Origin of the sequence: Streptomyces sp. SudanB25_2051, from assembly GCF_964272635.1 — a bacterium.
Taxonomy (GTDB): domain Bacteria; phylum Actinomycetota; class Actinomycetes; order Streptomycetales; family Streptomycetaceae; genus Streptomyces.
In genome coordinates, this window is sequence record NZ_OZ186787.1 from 3,996,630 (window position 1) to 4,009,078 (window position 12,449).

23 protein-coding genes are annotated in these 12,449 nt (G+C 67.0%); all 23 read left to right on the forward strand.

Annotated elements, in window-relative coordinates; translation table 11 throughout:
* Positions 1–5 precede the first annotated feature (5 nt).
* The gene (gene rpsS, locus ACSUPT_RS18025) at positions 6–287 is read left to right on the forward strand and encodes a 30S ribosomal protein S19 (RefSeq protein WP_004984529.1); all 282 of its coding nucleotides are present in this window, start codon (positions 6–8) and stop codon (positions 285–287) included.
* 51 nt (positions 288–338) lie between these two features.
* Positions 339–686 carry a 50S ribosomal protein L22 gene (gene rplV, locus ACSUPT_RS18030; protein WP_351963321.1) on the forward strand — a complete coding sequence of 116 codons (348 nt, stop codon included), beginning with the start codon at positions 339–341 and terminating at the stop codon, positions 684–686.
* Positions 686–1,513, forward strand: a complete 828-nt coding sequence (gene rpsC / locus ACSUPT_RS18035) for a 30S ribosomal protein S3 (RefSeq protein WP_023587025.1) — start codon at positions 686–688, stop codon at positions 1,511–1,513. Before rplV ends, rpsC begins: the two co-directional genes overlap by 1 nt.
* Before the next feature lie 5 nt (positions 1,514–1,518).
* Positions 1,519–1,938 carry a 50S ribosomal protein L16 gene (rplP, locus tag ACSUPT_RS18040; RefSeq protein WP_009190136.1) on the forward strand — a complete coding sequence of 140 codons (420 nt, stop codon included), beginning with the start codon at positions 1,519–1,521 and terminating at the stop codon, positions 1,936–1,938.
* Positions 1,938–2,162 carry a 50S ribosomal protein L29 gene (gene rpmC, locus ACSUPT_RS18045; protein ID WP_007494763.1) on the forward strand — a complete coding sequence of 75 codons (225 nt, stop codon included), beginning with the start codon at positions 1,938–1,940 and terminating at the stop codon, positions 2,160–2,162. The genes rplP and rpmC overlap by 1 nt, the downstream gene beginning before the upstream one ends.
* Positions 2,162–2,449: a 30S ribosomal protein S17 gene (gene rpsQ / locus ACSUPT_RS18050; RefSeq protein ID WP_006130775.1), complete on the forward strand. Its 288-nt coding sequence runs from the start codon at positions 2,162–2,164 to the stop codon at positions 2,447–2,449. The genes rpmC and rpsQ overlap by 1 nt, the downstream gene beginning before the upstream one ends.
* A gap of 100 nt (positions 2,450–2,549) precedes the next feature.
* Positions 2,550–2,918, forward strand: coding sequence for a 50S ribosomal protein L14 (rplN, locus tag ACSUPT_RS18055; RefSeq protein WP_003956455.1), 369 nt, complete (start codon positions 2,550–2,552; stop codon positions 2,916–2,918).
* A gap of 2 nt (positions 2,919–2,920) precedes the next feature.
* The gene (gene rplX / locus ACSUPT_RS18060; RefSeq protein ID WP_023587023.1) at positions 2,921–3,244 is read left to right on the forward strand and encodes a 50S ribosomal protein L24; all 324 of its coding nucleotides are present in this window, start codon (positions 2,921–2,923) and stop codon (positions 3,242–3,244) included.
* Positions 3,244–3,801: a 50S ribosomal protein L5 gene (gene rplE, locus ACSUPT_RS18065; RefSeq protein WP_010473944.1), complete on the forward strand. Its 558-nt coding sequence runs from the start codon at positions 3,244–3,246 to the stop codon at positions 3,799–3,801. The genes rplX and rplE overlap by 1 nt, the downstream gene beginning before the upstream one ends.
* 2 nt (positions 3,802–3,803) lie before the next feature.
* On the forward strand, positions 3,804–3,989 hold the full coding sequence (locus ACSUPT_RS18070; protein ID WP_003956452.1) for a type Z 30S ribosomal protein S14: 186 nt from the start codon (positions 3,804–3,806) through the stop codon (positions 3,987–3,989).
* A gap of 237 nt (positions 3,990–4,226) precedes the next feature.
* Positions 4,227–4,625 carry a 30S ribosomal protein S8 gene (rpsH, locus tag ACSUPT_RS18075; protein ID WP_010473942.1) on the forward strand — a complete coding sequence of 133 codons (399 nt, stop codon included), beginning with the start codon at positions 4,227–4,229 and terminating at the stop codon, positions 4,623–4,625.
* Between the two features lie 21 nt (positions 4,626–4,646).
* The gene (gene rplF, locus ACSUPT_RS18080) at positions 4,647–5,186 is read left to right on the forward strand and encodes a 50S ribosomal protein L6 (protein ID WP_168437702.1); all 540 of its coding nucleotides are present in this window, start codon (positions 4,647–4,649) and stop codon (positions 5,184–5,186) included.
* Between the two features lie 3 nt (positions 5,187–5,189).
* Positions 5,190–5,573 carry a 50S ribosomal protein L18 gene (gene rplR / locus ACSUPT_RS18085; RefSeq protein WP_010473938.1) on the forward strand — a complete coding sequence of 128 codons (384 nt, stop codon included), beginning with the start codon at positions 5,190–5,192 and terminating at the stop codon, positions 5,571–5,573.
* A 41-nt stretch (positions 5,574–5,614) separates the two neighbouring features.
* Complete coding sequence (gene rpsE, locus ACSUPT_RS18090) at positions 5,615–6,220, forward strand: 30S ribosomal protein S5 (protein ID WP_023587021.1); 606 nt, start codon at positions 5,615–5,617, stop codon at positions 6,218–6,220.
* On the forward strand, positions 6,220–6,402 hold the full coding sequence (gene rpmD / locus ACSUPT_RS18095) for a 50S ribosomal protein L30 (RefSeq protein WP_023587020.1): 183 nt from the start codon (positions 6,220–6,222) through the stop codon (positions 6,400–6,402). The genes rpsE and rpmD overlap by 1 nt, the downstream gene beginning before the upstream one ends.
* A gap of 2 nt (positions 6,403–6,404) precedes the next feature.
* Positions 6,405–6,860: a 50S ribosomal protein L15 gene (rplO, locus tag ACSUPT_RS18100; protein WP_023587019.1), complete on the forward strand. Its 456-nt coding sequence runs from the start codon at positions 6,405–6,407 to the stop codon at positions 6,858–6,860.
* Positions 6,861–7,650: 790 nt separating this feature from the next.
* On the forward strand, positions 7,651–8,970 hold the full coding sequence (gene secY, locus ACSUPT_RS18105; protein WP_365724271.1) for a preprotein translocase subunit SecY: 1,320 nt from the start codon (positions 7,651–7,653) through the stop codon (positions 8,968–8,970).
* Positions 8,970–9,629 carry an adenylate kinase gene (locus tag ACSUPT_RS18110; RefSeq protein ID WP_351963323.1) on the forward strand — a complete coding sequence of 220 codons (660 nt, stop codon included), beginning with the start codon at positions 8,970–8,972 and terminating at the stop codon, positions 9,627–9,629. Before secY ends, ACSUPT_RS18110 begins: the two co-directional genes overlap by 1 nt.
* A gap of 142 nt (positions 9,630–9,771) precedes the next feature.
* Complete coding sequence (gene map / locus ACSUPT_RS18115; protein ID WP_351963324.1) at positions 9,772–10,608, forward strand: type I methionyl aminopeptidase; 837 nt, start codon at positions 9,772–9,774, stop codon at positions 10,606–10,608.
* 316 nt (positions 10,609–10,924) lie between these two features.
* Entirely contained in the window at positions 10,925–11,146 is a 222-nt protein-coding gene (infA, locus tag ACSUPT_RS18120) for a translation initiation factor IF-1 (RefSeq protein ID WP_003956442.1), read from the forward strand.
* Positions 11,147–11,204: 58 nt separating this feature from the next.
* Complete coding sequence (gene rpmJ / locus ACSUPT_RS18125) at positions 11,205–11,318, forward strand: 50S ribosomal protein L36 (protein ID WP_003956441.1); 114 nt, start codon at positions 11,205–11,207, stop codon at positions 11,316–11,318.
* A 190-nt stretch (positions 11,319–11,508) separates the two neighbouring features.
* Entirely contained in the window at positions 11,509–11,889 is a 381-nt protein-coding gene (gene rpsM, locus ACSUPT_RS18130) for a 30S ribosomal protein S13 (RefSeq protein WP_351963325.1), read from the forward strand.
* A gap of 99 nt (positions 11,890–11,988) precedes the next feature.
* Positions 11,989–12,393, forward strand: a complete 405-nt coding sequence (gene rpsK, locus ACSUPT_RS18135; protein WP_017949643.1) for a 30S ribosomal protein S11 — start codon at positions 11,989–11,991, stop codon at positions 12,391–12,393.
* The last annotated feature ends 56 nt before the right edge of the window (positions 12,394–12,449 follow it).

Below are 12,449 nucleotides of genomic sequence, written 5' to 3' on the forward strand. Positions count from 1 at the left end.
TTTAGATGCCGCGCAGTCTCAAGAAGGGGCCCTTCGTCGACGACCACCTGATCAAGAAGGTGGACGCCCAGAACGAAGCCGGCACCAAGAACGTCATCAAGACCTGGTCCCGTCGCTCGATGATCGTCCCGGCCATGCTCGGCCACACGATCGCGGTGCACAACGGCAAGACCCACATCCCGGTGTTCGTCACCGAGTCGATGGTCGGCCACAAGCTCGGCGAGTTCTCGCCGACGCGCACCTTCCGGGGTCACGTCAAGGAAGACCGGAAGTCGAAGCGCCGCTAACCAGCGGGGTGAAAGACCATGACGAACGTGTCAGACACTGAAGGGACAACCATGGAAGCCAGGGCCCAGGCGCGGTACATCCGCGTCACGCCCATGAAGGCCCGCCGCGTGGTGGACCTCATCCGTGGCATGGACGCCACGGAGGCTCAGGCGGTCCTGCGTTTCGCCCCGCAGGCCGCGAGCGTGCCGGTCAAGAAGGTGCTGGACAGCGCCATCGCGAACGCCGCGCACAACTACGACCACACGGACGCCTCTTCGCTGTACATCAGCGAGGCGTACGTGGATGAGGGCCCGACCCTGAAGCGGTTCCGTCCGCGCGCCCAGGGCCGCGCCTACCGGATCCGTAAGCGGACCAGCCACATCACCGTGGTCGTCAGCAGCAAGGAAGGAACCCGGTAATGGGCCAGAAGGTAAACCCGCACGGGTTCCGGCTCGGCATCACCACCGACTTCAAGTCGCGCTGGTACGCCGACAAGCTGTACAAGGACTACGTCAAGGAAGACGTCGCCATCCGTCGGATGATGACGTCCGGCATGGAGCGCGCCGGCATCTCCAAGGTCGAGATCGAGCGCACCCGTGACCGTGTCCGCGTGGACATCCACACCGCGCGTCCGGGCATCGTCATCGGCCGCCGTGGCGCCGAGGCCGACCGCATCCGCGGCGACCTCGAGAAGCTCACGGGCAAGCAGGTCCAGCTGAACATCCTCGAGGTCAAGAACCCCGAGGTCGACGCTCAGCTCGTGGCCCAGGCCGTTGCCGAGCAGCTGTCCTCCCGCGTCTCCTTCCGCCGCGCCATGCGCAAGAGCATGCAGTCGGCCATGAAGGCGGGTGCCAAGGGCATCAAGATCCAGTGTGGTGGCCGTCTCGGCGGCGCCGAGATGTCCCGCTCGGAGTTCTACCGCGAGGGCCGTGTGCCGCTGCACACGCTGCGCGCGAACGTCGAGTACGGCTTCTTCGAGGCCAAGACCACCTTCGGCCGCATCGGCGTGAAGGTCTGGATCTACAAGGGCGACGTCAAGAACATCGCCGAGGTTCGCGCCGAGAACGCCGCTGCCCGCGCCGGCAACCGCCCGGCCCGTGGCGGCGCCGACCGCCCGGCCCGCGGTGGCCGTGGTGGCGAGCGTGGCGGCCGCGGCCGCAAGCCGCAGCAGAACGCCGCTGCCGAGGCCCCCAAGGCCGAGGCCGCTGCCGCTGCTCCGGCTGAGAGCACCGGAACGGAGGCCTGACCGAAATGCTGATCCCCCGTAGGGTCAAGCACCGCAAGCAGCACCACCCCAAGCGCAACGGCATGTCCAAGGGTGGCACGCAGGTTGCGTTCGGCGAGTACGGCATCCAGGCGCTGACCCCGGCGTACGTCACGAACCGCCAGATCGAGGCGGCTCGTATCGCCATGACCCGCCACATCAAGCGTGGCGGCAAGGTCTGGATCAACATCTACCCGGACCGTCCGCTCACCAAGAAGCCCGCCGAGACCCGCATGGGTTCCGGTAAGGGTTCTCCGGAGTGGTGGATCGCCAACGTCAAGCCCGGACGCGTCATGTTCGAGCTGTCGTACCCCAACGAGAAGATCGCCCGTGAGGCGCTGACCCGCGCGGCCCACAAGCTGCCGATGAAGTGCCGGATCGTCAAGCGCGAGGCAGGTGAAGCGTGATGTCGGCCGGTACCAAGGCGTCCGAGCTGCGCGAGCTGGGCAACGAGGAGCTTCTGGCGAAGCTCCGCGAGGCCAAGGAAGAGCTGTTCAACCTCCGCTTCCAGGCGGCGACCGGGCAGCTCGAGAACCACGGCCGTCTGAAGGCGGTCCGCAAGGACATCGCGCGGATCTACACCCTGATGCGCGAGCGTGAGCTGGGCATCGAAACGGTGGAGAACGCCTGATGAGCGAGAACAACGTGACTGAGACGAACACTGAGGCTCGGGGCTTCCGCAAGACCCGTGAGGGCATCGTCGTCAGCGACAAGATGGACAAGACCGTCGTCGTCGCCGTCGAGGACCGCAAGAAGCACGCGCTGTACGGCAAGGTCATCCGTAGCACGAGCAAGCTCAAGGCCCACGACGAGCAGAACGCTGCCGGCGTCGGCGACCGCGTCCTCCTGATGGAGACCCGGCCGCTGTCCGCGACGAAGCACTGGCGCGTCGTCGAGATCCTCGAGAAGGCCAAGTAATTACTTGAAGGGGTAACCCTTCAGGTTCGTTCCGCCAGGCTCGGCGTCCCGTGGGTTCGCCCACGGGCGCCGGGAACCGGCAGACAATCAGGAGATAGACGTGATCCAGCAGGAGTCGCGACTGCGTGTCGCCGACAACACTGGTGCGAAGGAAATCCTTTGCATCCGTGTGCTCGGTGGCTCCGGTCGCCGCTACGCGGGCATCGGTGACGTCATCGTCGCCACCGTCAAGGACGCGATCCCCGGTGGCAACGTGAAGAAGGGTGACGTCGTCAAGGCGGTCATCGTTCGCACCGTCAAGGAGCGCCGCCGCCAGGACGGCTCGTACATCCGCTTCGACGAGAACGCCGCCGTCATTCTGAAGAACGACGGCGACCCTCGCGGCACCCGTATCTTCGGCCCGGTCGGCCGTGAGCTGCGCGAGAAGAAGTTCATGAAGATCATCTCGCTCGCGCCGGAGGTGCTGTAAGCATGAAGATCAAGAAGGGTGACCTGGTCCAGGTCATCACCGGCAAGGACAAGGGCAAGCAGGGCAAGGTCATCGCGGCCTTCCCCCGTGAGGACCGCGTCCTGGTCGAGGGTGTCAACCGGGTCAAGAAGCACACCAAGGCGAACCAGCCGGGCCGCGCCTCGCAGGCCGGCGGCATCGTCACGGTCGAAGCCCCCATCCACGTGAGCAACGTTCAGCTCGTCGTGGAGAAGGACGGCAAGAAGGTCGTGACCCGCGTCGGTTACCGCTTCGACGAGAACGGCAACAAGATCCGCGTTGCCAAGCGGACGGGTGAGGACATCTGATGGCTACCACCACGACCCCGCGTCTCAAGACGAAGTACCGCGAGGAGATCGTCGGCAAGCTGCGTGACGAGTTCAAGTACGAGAACGTCATGCAGGTTCCGGGCCTCGTCAAGATCGTGGTCAACATGGGTGTGGGCGACGCCGCCCGCGACTCCAAGCTGATCGAGGGCGCCATCCGCGACCTCACCACGATCACCGGTCAGAAGCCGGCCGTCACCAAGGCCCGCAAGTCCATCGCGCAGTTCAAGCTGCGTGAGGGTCAGCCGATCGGTGCCCACGTCACGCTCCGTGGCGACCGCATGTGGGAGTTCCTCGACCGCACCCTGTCGCTCGCGCTGCCGCGCATCCGCGACTTCCGCGGTCTGTCCCCGAAGCAGTTCGACGGCCGTGGCAACTACACCTTCGGTCTCACGGAGCAGGTCATGTTCCACGAGATCGACCAGGACAAGATCGACCGGGTCCGGGGCATGGACATCACCGTGGTCACCACGGCGACCAACGACGACGAGGGTCGTGCCCTCCTCCGTCACCTCGGCTTCCCGTTCAAGGAGAACTGACCGTGGCGAAGAAGGCTCTGATCGCTAAGGCCGCCCGCAAGCCGAAGTTCGGTGTGCGCGCGTACACCCGCTGCCAGCGCTGCGGCCGGCCCCACTCCGTCTACCGCAAGTTCGGCCTGTGCCGCGTGTGCCTCCGTGAGATGGCTCACCGTGGCGAGCTGCCGGGCGTGACCAAGAGCTCCTGGTAATCAGCCCAGTTGGGTTGATGCCAGGCTCTCGGTAAGCAGACCGGTCGGCAGGGGCCCCTCCCCACATGACGTAGGCTTGTGGGGTTGGGCGCCTGCCGCCCGGACGCCCGCGGGCCGAGCCCCGCTAGATAACGCTTACTACGCCGTAGGTCCCCGCACCGCACCCGTCCCGCCCATGAGTGGGGAGAGGGATGGCGCATACAGGAAACCCCGGCGAGAGAGGCCGAAGGCCAATTCATGACCATGACTGATCCGATCGCAGACATGCTTACGCGTCTGCGGAACGCGAACTCGGCGTACCACGACACCGTGACGATGCCGCACAGCAAGATCAAGTCTCACATCGCGGAGATCCTCAAGCAGGAGGGCTTCATCACGGGCTGGAAGGTCGAGGACGCCGAGGTCGGCAAGAACCTCGTCCTCGAGCTGAAGTTCGGCCCGAACCGCGAGCGCTCCATCGCGGGCATCAAGCGGATCTCGAAGCCCGGTCTCCGGGTCTACGCGAAGTCCACCAACCTGCCGAAGGTTCTCGGCGGCCTGGGCGTGGCGATCATCTCCACGTCCCACGGTCTCCTGACCGGCCAGCAGGCGCAGAAGAAGGGCGTGGGTGGGGAAGTCCTCGCCTACGTCTGGTAGTCGGGAACGGAGGAAAAGCCAATGTCGCGTATCGGCAAGCTCCCCATCACGGTTCCCGCCGGCGTGGACGTCACCATCGATGGCCGTACGGTCGAGGTGAAGGGCCCCAAGGGCACCCTGACCCACACCGTCGCCGCGCCGATCGAGATCGTCAAGGGTGAGGACGGCGTTCTGAACGTCACCCGCCCCAACGATGAGCGTCAGAACAAGGCCCTTCACGGCCTGTCCCGCACGCTGGTGGCCAACATGATCACCGGTGTGACCCAGGGGTACACGAAGGCGCTCGAGATCAGCGGTGTCGGTTACCGCGTTGCCGCGAAGGGCTCCGACCTGGAGTTCCAGCTCGGCTACAGCCACCCGATCCTCGTCGAGGCGCCCGAGGGCATCTCGTTCAAGGTCGAGTCGCCGACCAAGTTCTCGGTCGAGGGCATCGACAAGCAGAAGGTCGGCGAGGTCGCCGCGAACATCCGCAAGCTGCGCAAGCCCGACCCGTACAAGGCCAAGGGCGTGAAGTACGCGGGCGAGGTCATCCGCCGCAAGGTCGGAAAGGCTGGTAAGTAAGCCATGGCATACGGCGTGAAGATTGCCAAGGGCAAGGCCTACAAGGGCGCTGCTCTGAAGCGTCGCCACATCCGCATCCGGAAGAAGGTCTCGGGTACCGCTGAGCGTCCGCGCCTGGTCGTCACCCGGTCCAACCGTGGGATCACCGCCCAGGTCATCGACGACATCGCGGGTCACACCGTGGCGTCGGCGTCGACCCTGGACGCGTCCATCCGCGGCGGCGAAGGCGACAAGTCGGCGAAGGCCCAGCAGGTCGGCAAGCTCGTCGCCGAGCGTGCCAAGGCCGCCGGTGTCGAGGCTGTCGTGTTCGACCGTGGCGGCAACAGGTACGCCGGGCGCATCGCCGCCCTGGCGGACGCCGCCCGCGAAGCCGGCCTGAAGTTCTGAGCCGGTTCCGTAGCTAGCGGATACAGAGAGAGGTAATTCCAATGGCTGGACCCCAGCGCCGCGGAAGCGGTGCCGGTGGCGGCGAGCGGCGGGACCGGAAGGGCCGTGACGGCGGCGCTGCTGCCGCCGAGAAGACCGCGTACGTTGAGCGCGTTGTCGCGATCAACCGCGTCGCCAAGGTTGTGAAGGGTGGTCGTCGCTTCAGCTTCACCGCGCTGGTCGTGGTGGGCGACGGTGACGGCACCGTGGGTGTCGGTTACGGCAAGGCCAAGGAGGTGCCGGCCGCCATCGCCAAGGGTGTGGAGGAGGCCAAGAAGCACTTCTTCAAGGTCCCCCGTATCCAGGGCACCATCCCGCACCCGATCCAGGGCGAGAAGGCCGCGGGCGTCGTCCTGCTCAAGCCGGCTTCCCCCGGTACCGGTGTTATCGCCGGTGGCCCGGTGCGTGCCGTGCTCGAGTGCGCCGGCGTTCACGACATCCTGTCGAAGTCGCTCGGCTCCGACAACGCGATCAACATCGTGCACGCGACCGTGGAGGCCCTGAAGGGCCTGCAGCGTCCCGAGGAGATCGCGGCCCGCCGCGGTCTGCCGCTCGAGGACGTCGCCCCCGCGGCTCTGCTGCGTGCGCGTGCCGGGGTGGGTGCGTAATGGCTCGCCTCAAGATCACGCAGACGAAGTCGTACATCGGCAGCAAGCAGAACCACCGCGACACGCTGCGTACCCTGGGCCTCAAGCGCCTGGGTGACGTGGTCGTCAAGGAGGACCGCCCCGAGTTCCGCGGCATGGTGCACACCGTCCGCCACCTCGTGACGGTCGAGGAGGTCGACTGATCATGGCGGAGAACAACCCGCTGAAGATCCACAACCTCCGTCCCGCCCCGGGCGCCAAGACTGCCAAGACCCGTGTGGGTCGTGGTGAGGCGTCGAAGGGTAAGACGGCCGGTCGTGGTACCAAGGGCACGAAGGCCCGCTACCAGGTTCCGGAGCGCTTCGAGGGCGGCCAGATGCCGCTGCACATGCGCCTCCCGAAGCTGAAGGGCTTCAAGAACCCGTTCAAGACCGAGTACCAGGTCGTGAACCTGGACAAGCTCGCTGCCCTCTACCCCGAGGGTGGCGAGGTGACGGTCGCCGACCTGGTCGCCAAGGGCGCGGTTCGCAAGAACCAGCTCGTCAAGGTGCTGGGTCAGGGCGAGGTCTCCGTGGCGCTGCAGGTGACGGTCGACGCCGTCTCCGGCTCCGCCAAGGAGAAGATCACCGCCGCCGGCGGTACGGTCACCGAGCTCGTCTGAGCCCCGGAAAAGGCCTGGTAAGACGCCGCAAGGCGCCTTACCAGGCCTTTCCCATACCCGGACGCGGTCCGGCCCCTTGAGGGCGCCCTCAGTGGGGCCGACCGCGCCCTGTCGGCCTTGAGAGGCGCCCTCACGCCCGGGCGCCGCCCCCTGCGGGCTCGGGCTCCGCATCATGGACCCGGAACGCCTCTACGGGCGGTTGCGCTCTGTGGGCCGTGTCCGCCGCCGCTGTGGGCATGCGTTCTCCCCCCAAGGACTTCGTCCAGGGGGGACCCCCAGGGCGATGGGGGTCCCCCCTGCTCGAGCGAAGCCGAGAGCTTGGGGGAGGGTGGGCACAGCGGACCTGGCGGGTGCCCGTTCCCGCGCGCACCGCACAAGGGGGCACCCTCCCGGGCGGGGCACCCCGTTGTGCCCACCCGTTCCGCCCTGGGGGTCCCCCCTGGACGAAGTCCTTGGGGGAGGAACGACTGCCCACAACGGGGGCGGGCGGGTCCGTCGTGGGGTGGGTGAGCTCGGTCGCTGCGGGGGAGGCCGGCTGGGGCCCGGGGGCACGGGTGTGCGGGGTGTGGGTCCCGCTTGGGGGTGAATGTCGTGGCGGGGCACGGGGTTCGGGCCCGTGGGTTCGGGCCGTGGGCCGCTACAGATGTTTCCCGTGTGCCACCTGGCCGGGTAGGGTGGCGCCATTAATCTTCGGGCGGACTGTGCCAGCACAGTCCGCCCAGCCAAGTAACCGATGATTCTTCAAACCCGTCGCCTCTGACGCGCTAGCTCGGGGGTCGCAGGAGGCACCGTGCTCACCGCGTTCGCCCGGGCGTTCAAGACGCCCGACCTGCGTAAGAAGCTGCTCTTCACGTTCGGCATCATCGTGCTCTACCGGCTCGGTGCGCACATCCCCGTTCCCGGTGTGGACTACGAGAACGTCCAGCAATGTGTCAAGCAGGCCCAGCAGGGCAACAACAACCTGCTCGGCCTGATGGACATGTTCAGCGGTGGTGCCCTGCTGCAGATCACCATCTTCGCGCTCGGCATCATGCCGTACATCACGGCGAGCATCATCCTTCAGCTGCTGACCGTGGTCATCCCGCGCCTCGAGGCCCTGAAGAAGGAGGGCCAGTCGGGGCAGGCGAAGATCACGCAGTACACGCGCTACCTGACCGTCGCCCTGGCCATCCTGCAGGGCACCGGCCTGGTCGCCACCGCGAAGAGCGGTGCGCTGTTCACCGGATGCAGCGTCGCCAGCCAGATCGTTCCTGACCAGTCGATCTTCACCATCATCGTCATGGTCATCACCATGACCGCCGGTACCGCCCTCGTCATGTGGCTCGGTGAGCTGATCACCGACCGCGGCGTCGGCAACGGCATGTCGATCCTGATGTTCATCTCGATCGCCGCCGGCTTCCCCGGCTCCCTGTGGGCCATCAAGGAGAGCGGCAAGCTCGCCAAGGGCTGGATCGAGTTCGGCACGGTCATCCTGATCGGCTTCGTGATGGTCGCCCTGGTGGTCTTCGTCGAGCAGGCCCAGCGCCGCATCCCGGTCCAGTACGCGAAGCGCATGATCGGCCGCCGCTCGTACGGCGGGACCTCGACGTACATCCCGCTCAAGGTGAACCAGGCGGGTGTGATTCCCGTCATCTTCGCCTCGTCGCTGCTCTACATCCCGATCCTGATCGTCCAGTTCGCCGGCAGCAGCACGTCGGGGTGGTCTGCCTGGATTCAGCAGCATTTGGTGGACGGCAAGCCCATCCACACGGTGATCTACTTCTTCCTCATCGTGTTCTTCGCCTTCTTCTATGTGGCCATCTCCTTCAACCCCGAGGAAGTGGCCGACAACATGAAGAAGTATGGTGGCTTCATCCCGGGTATCCGGGCCGGTCGACCTACTGCTGAGTACTTGAGCTACGTGCTCAACCGGATCACTTGGCCCGGCTCGCTGTATCTGGGTCTGATCGCTCTTGTGCCGACGATGGCGTTGGCGGGCTTCGGCGGTGCGAACGCCAACTTCCCGTTCGGCGGGACGAGCATCCTCATCATCGTGGGTGTGGGGCTGGAGACCGTGAAGCAGATCGAGAGCCAGCTCCAGCAGCGCAATTACGAAGGGTTCCTCCGCTGATGCGAATCGTCCTCGTCGGACCACCCGGAGCCGGCAAGGGTACGCAGGCCGCGTTCCTTGCCCGGAATCTCTCGATTCCGCACATCTCCACGGGTGACCTGTTCCGGGCAAACATCAGTCAGGGCACGGAGCTGGGCAAGCAGGCCAAGGCGTACATGGACGCCGGCAACCTGGTGCCCGACGAGGTCACGATCGGGATGGCCAAGGACCGCATGGAGCAGCCGGACGCCGAGAACGGCTTCCTGCTGGACGGCTTCCCGCGCAACGTCGCCCAGGCCAAGGCGCTCGACGCGATGCTCGAGGCCGCCGACATGAAGCTCGACGCCGTCCTGGACCTGGAGGTCCCCGAGGACGAGGTCGTCAAGCGGATCGCCGGCCGCCGGATCTGCCGCAACGACAGCGCGCACGTCTTCCACGTGACGTACTCCCCGCCGAAGCAGGACGGCGTCTGCGACGTCTGCGGCGGCGAGCTGTACCAGCGCGACGACGACTCCGAGGAGACCGTCCGCACGCGGCTGGAGGTCTACCACACGCAGACCGAGCCGATCATCGACCACTACCGGGCCCAGGGCCTCGTGGTCACGATCTCCGCGCTCGGCAAGGTCAACGAGGTCACCGACCGGGCCATGGCCGCGCTGCGCGGCGAGCCGGTCGCGTAACAACCGCCACGCACGATCCGCGCTTCGGCCGCGGCGCCCACCCGGGCGCCGCGGCCGAAGCCGTTGGGCGGCGCCCGCCCGTATCGTGGTACCGAGAACACCCCCCCGACCGTCGAGCAGTCCGAGAAAGGCGTTTGCCGTCATGGTGCAGATCAAGACCCCGGAGCAGATCGCGAAGATGCGCGAGGCGGGGCTGGTCGTCGCGGCCATCCACGCGGCGACGCGCGAGGTGGCCGTGCCCGGCGCCACCACCAAGGACCTCGACGAGGCCGCCCGCAAGGTCATCGCCGAGCACGGCGCGAAGTCGAACTTCCTCGGGTACGGCGGCTTCCCCGCGACCATCTGCACCTCGGTCAACGAGGTCGTCGTCCACGGCATCCCCAGTGACGACGTCGTCCTCAAGGACGGCGACATCATCTCCATCGACGCGGGCGCCATCGTCGACGGCTGGCACGGCGACGCCGCCTACACGGCGTTCGTCGGCTCCGGGCACGCCCCGGAGCTGCTGGAGCTGTCGCGGGTCACCGAGGAATCCATGTGGGCCGGCATCGCCGCCATGAAGAACGGCAACCGGCTGGTGGACATCTCCCGCGCCATCGAGACGTACATCCGCCGCCAGCCCAAGCCGGGCGGCGGCAAGTACGGGATCATCGAGGACTACGGCGGCCACGGCATCGGCAGCGAGATGCACATGGACCCGCACCTGCTGAACTACGTCTCCCGCAAGCGCGGCAAGGGCCCCAAGCTGGTGCCGGGCTTCTGCCTCGCCATCGAGCCGATGGTCTCCCTGGGCACGCCCCGCACGGAGGTCCTGGAGGACGACTGGACCGTCATCACGACGGACGGCACCTGGTCCTCGCACTGGGAGCACTCGGTCGCCCTCACCGAGGAGGGCCCGCTGGTCCTCACCGCCCCCGACGGCGGCAAGGCGAAGCTCGCCGAGCTCGGCGTCAAGGCCGCCCCCGACCCCCTCGCCTGACCGCCCCGGCGAGCCCGGCCCCGACCGGCCCGATGCCGCCCTCCCGGGAAGGCCGCCCGGCCCTGCGCCGCCGGCCCCCGGGGCGGCCCGCACGAGCGCTTTCTGCGGCTTGCCGACGGCATCCCCCGACCAGCCCCTCCGGCGTTCCCGCGCCAGGCCCGCACTGGGCCGGCTTAGGGATCTCCGGGAGTGGGCAGGCTGGGGGATTCGTCTTTTCTCGGGGCCTCGCGTAGACTGATGCGTCGGCTCTCGTGTACCAGCGTGCCCGCACGCGGCAGCGAAAGTCGATCAAGGTAGCCGATTCGAAGGGCGAAGCGTGGCCAAGAAGCAAGGTGCCATCGAGATTGAGGGCACCGTGATCGAGTCCCTGCCGAACGCCATGTTCAAGGTGGAGCTCCAGAACGGTCACAAGGTCCTCGCGCACATCAGCGGCAAGATGCGGATGCACTACATCCGCATCCTCCCGGATGACCGGGTCGTCGTGGAGCTGTCTCCCTACGACCTGACGCGTGGCCGGATCGTCTACCGCTACAAGTAGATCTTGTCCGTACCCCTCCTACGGGGTGCTGGCACTGACCCGGAGAACCTCACATCCCATGAAGGTCAAGCCGAGCGTCAAGAAGATCTGCGACAAGTGCAAGGTGATCCGCCGCCACGGCCGGGTCATGGTCATCTGCGACAACCTGCGCCACAAGCAGCGCCAGGGCTGACGCACGCCGACCTACACCTACCTGCACCTCGCAGCTCACGCGCGACGCAAGTAATTCGTACATACGCAGCGCCCGCCGGGCCGTTTTGGCTGGCGACACCTCCGGCGGGGGCCGGGGACCTGGTCCGTACCTCGTACGGCGGCCAGAGAACGGCGTTGCGGAAGACCCCCGATCACACAGGAGCCAGTGAATGGCACGCGTTTCCGGTGTTGACATCCCGCGCGACAAGCGCGTGGAGGTCGCACTCACCTACGTCTTCGGCATCGGCCGCACCCTGGCGAAGGAGACCCTCGCCGCCACCGGTGTGAACCCGAACACCCGCGTTCGTGACCTGTCCGAGGAGGACCTGGTCAAGATCCGCGAGTACGTGGACAACAACATCAAGACCGAGGGTGACCTCCGTCGCGAGATCCAGGCCGACATCCGCCGCAAGGTGGAGATCGGCACGTACCAGGGTCTGCGCCACCGCCGTGGCCTGCCGGTCCGCGGTCAGCGCACCAGCACGAACGCCCGCACCCGCAAGGGCCCGCGTCGCGCCATCGCCGGTAAGAAGAAGCCGGGCAAGAAGTAGTCCACAGCGGACACTGCGGCTTTCGGGGGGCGACCCCCGGACCCCCGCATTTCCCACGGTCTTCGCTGTAGGACCGACCACCTCCCGTAGGAGTAAGAGATGCCCCCCAAGGGACGTCAGGGCGCCGTCAAGAAGGTGCGCCGCAAGGAAAAGAAGAACGTCGCTCACGGCCACGCGCACATCAAGAGCACGTTCAACAACACCATCGTTTCGATCACGGACCCGTCCGGCAACGTGATCTCCTGGGCCTCCGCCGGCCACGTCGGCTTCAAGGGCTCCCGCAAGTCGACTCCGTTCGCCGCGCAGATGGCCGCCGAGTCGGCCGCCCGCCGCGCGCAGGAGCACGGCATGCGCAAGGTCGACGTCTTCGTCAAGGGCCCGGGCTCCGGTCGTGAGACCGCGATCCGCTCCCTGCAGGCGACCGGCCTCGAGGTCGGCTCCATCCAGGACGTCACGCCGACCCCGCACAACGGCTGCCGCCCGCCGAAGCGCCGCCGCGTCTGACGCACGGCTGCTGCCTGTAGCAGGGTTTCCGGGCGGTACGGCCCTTCGGGGGCGTA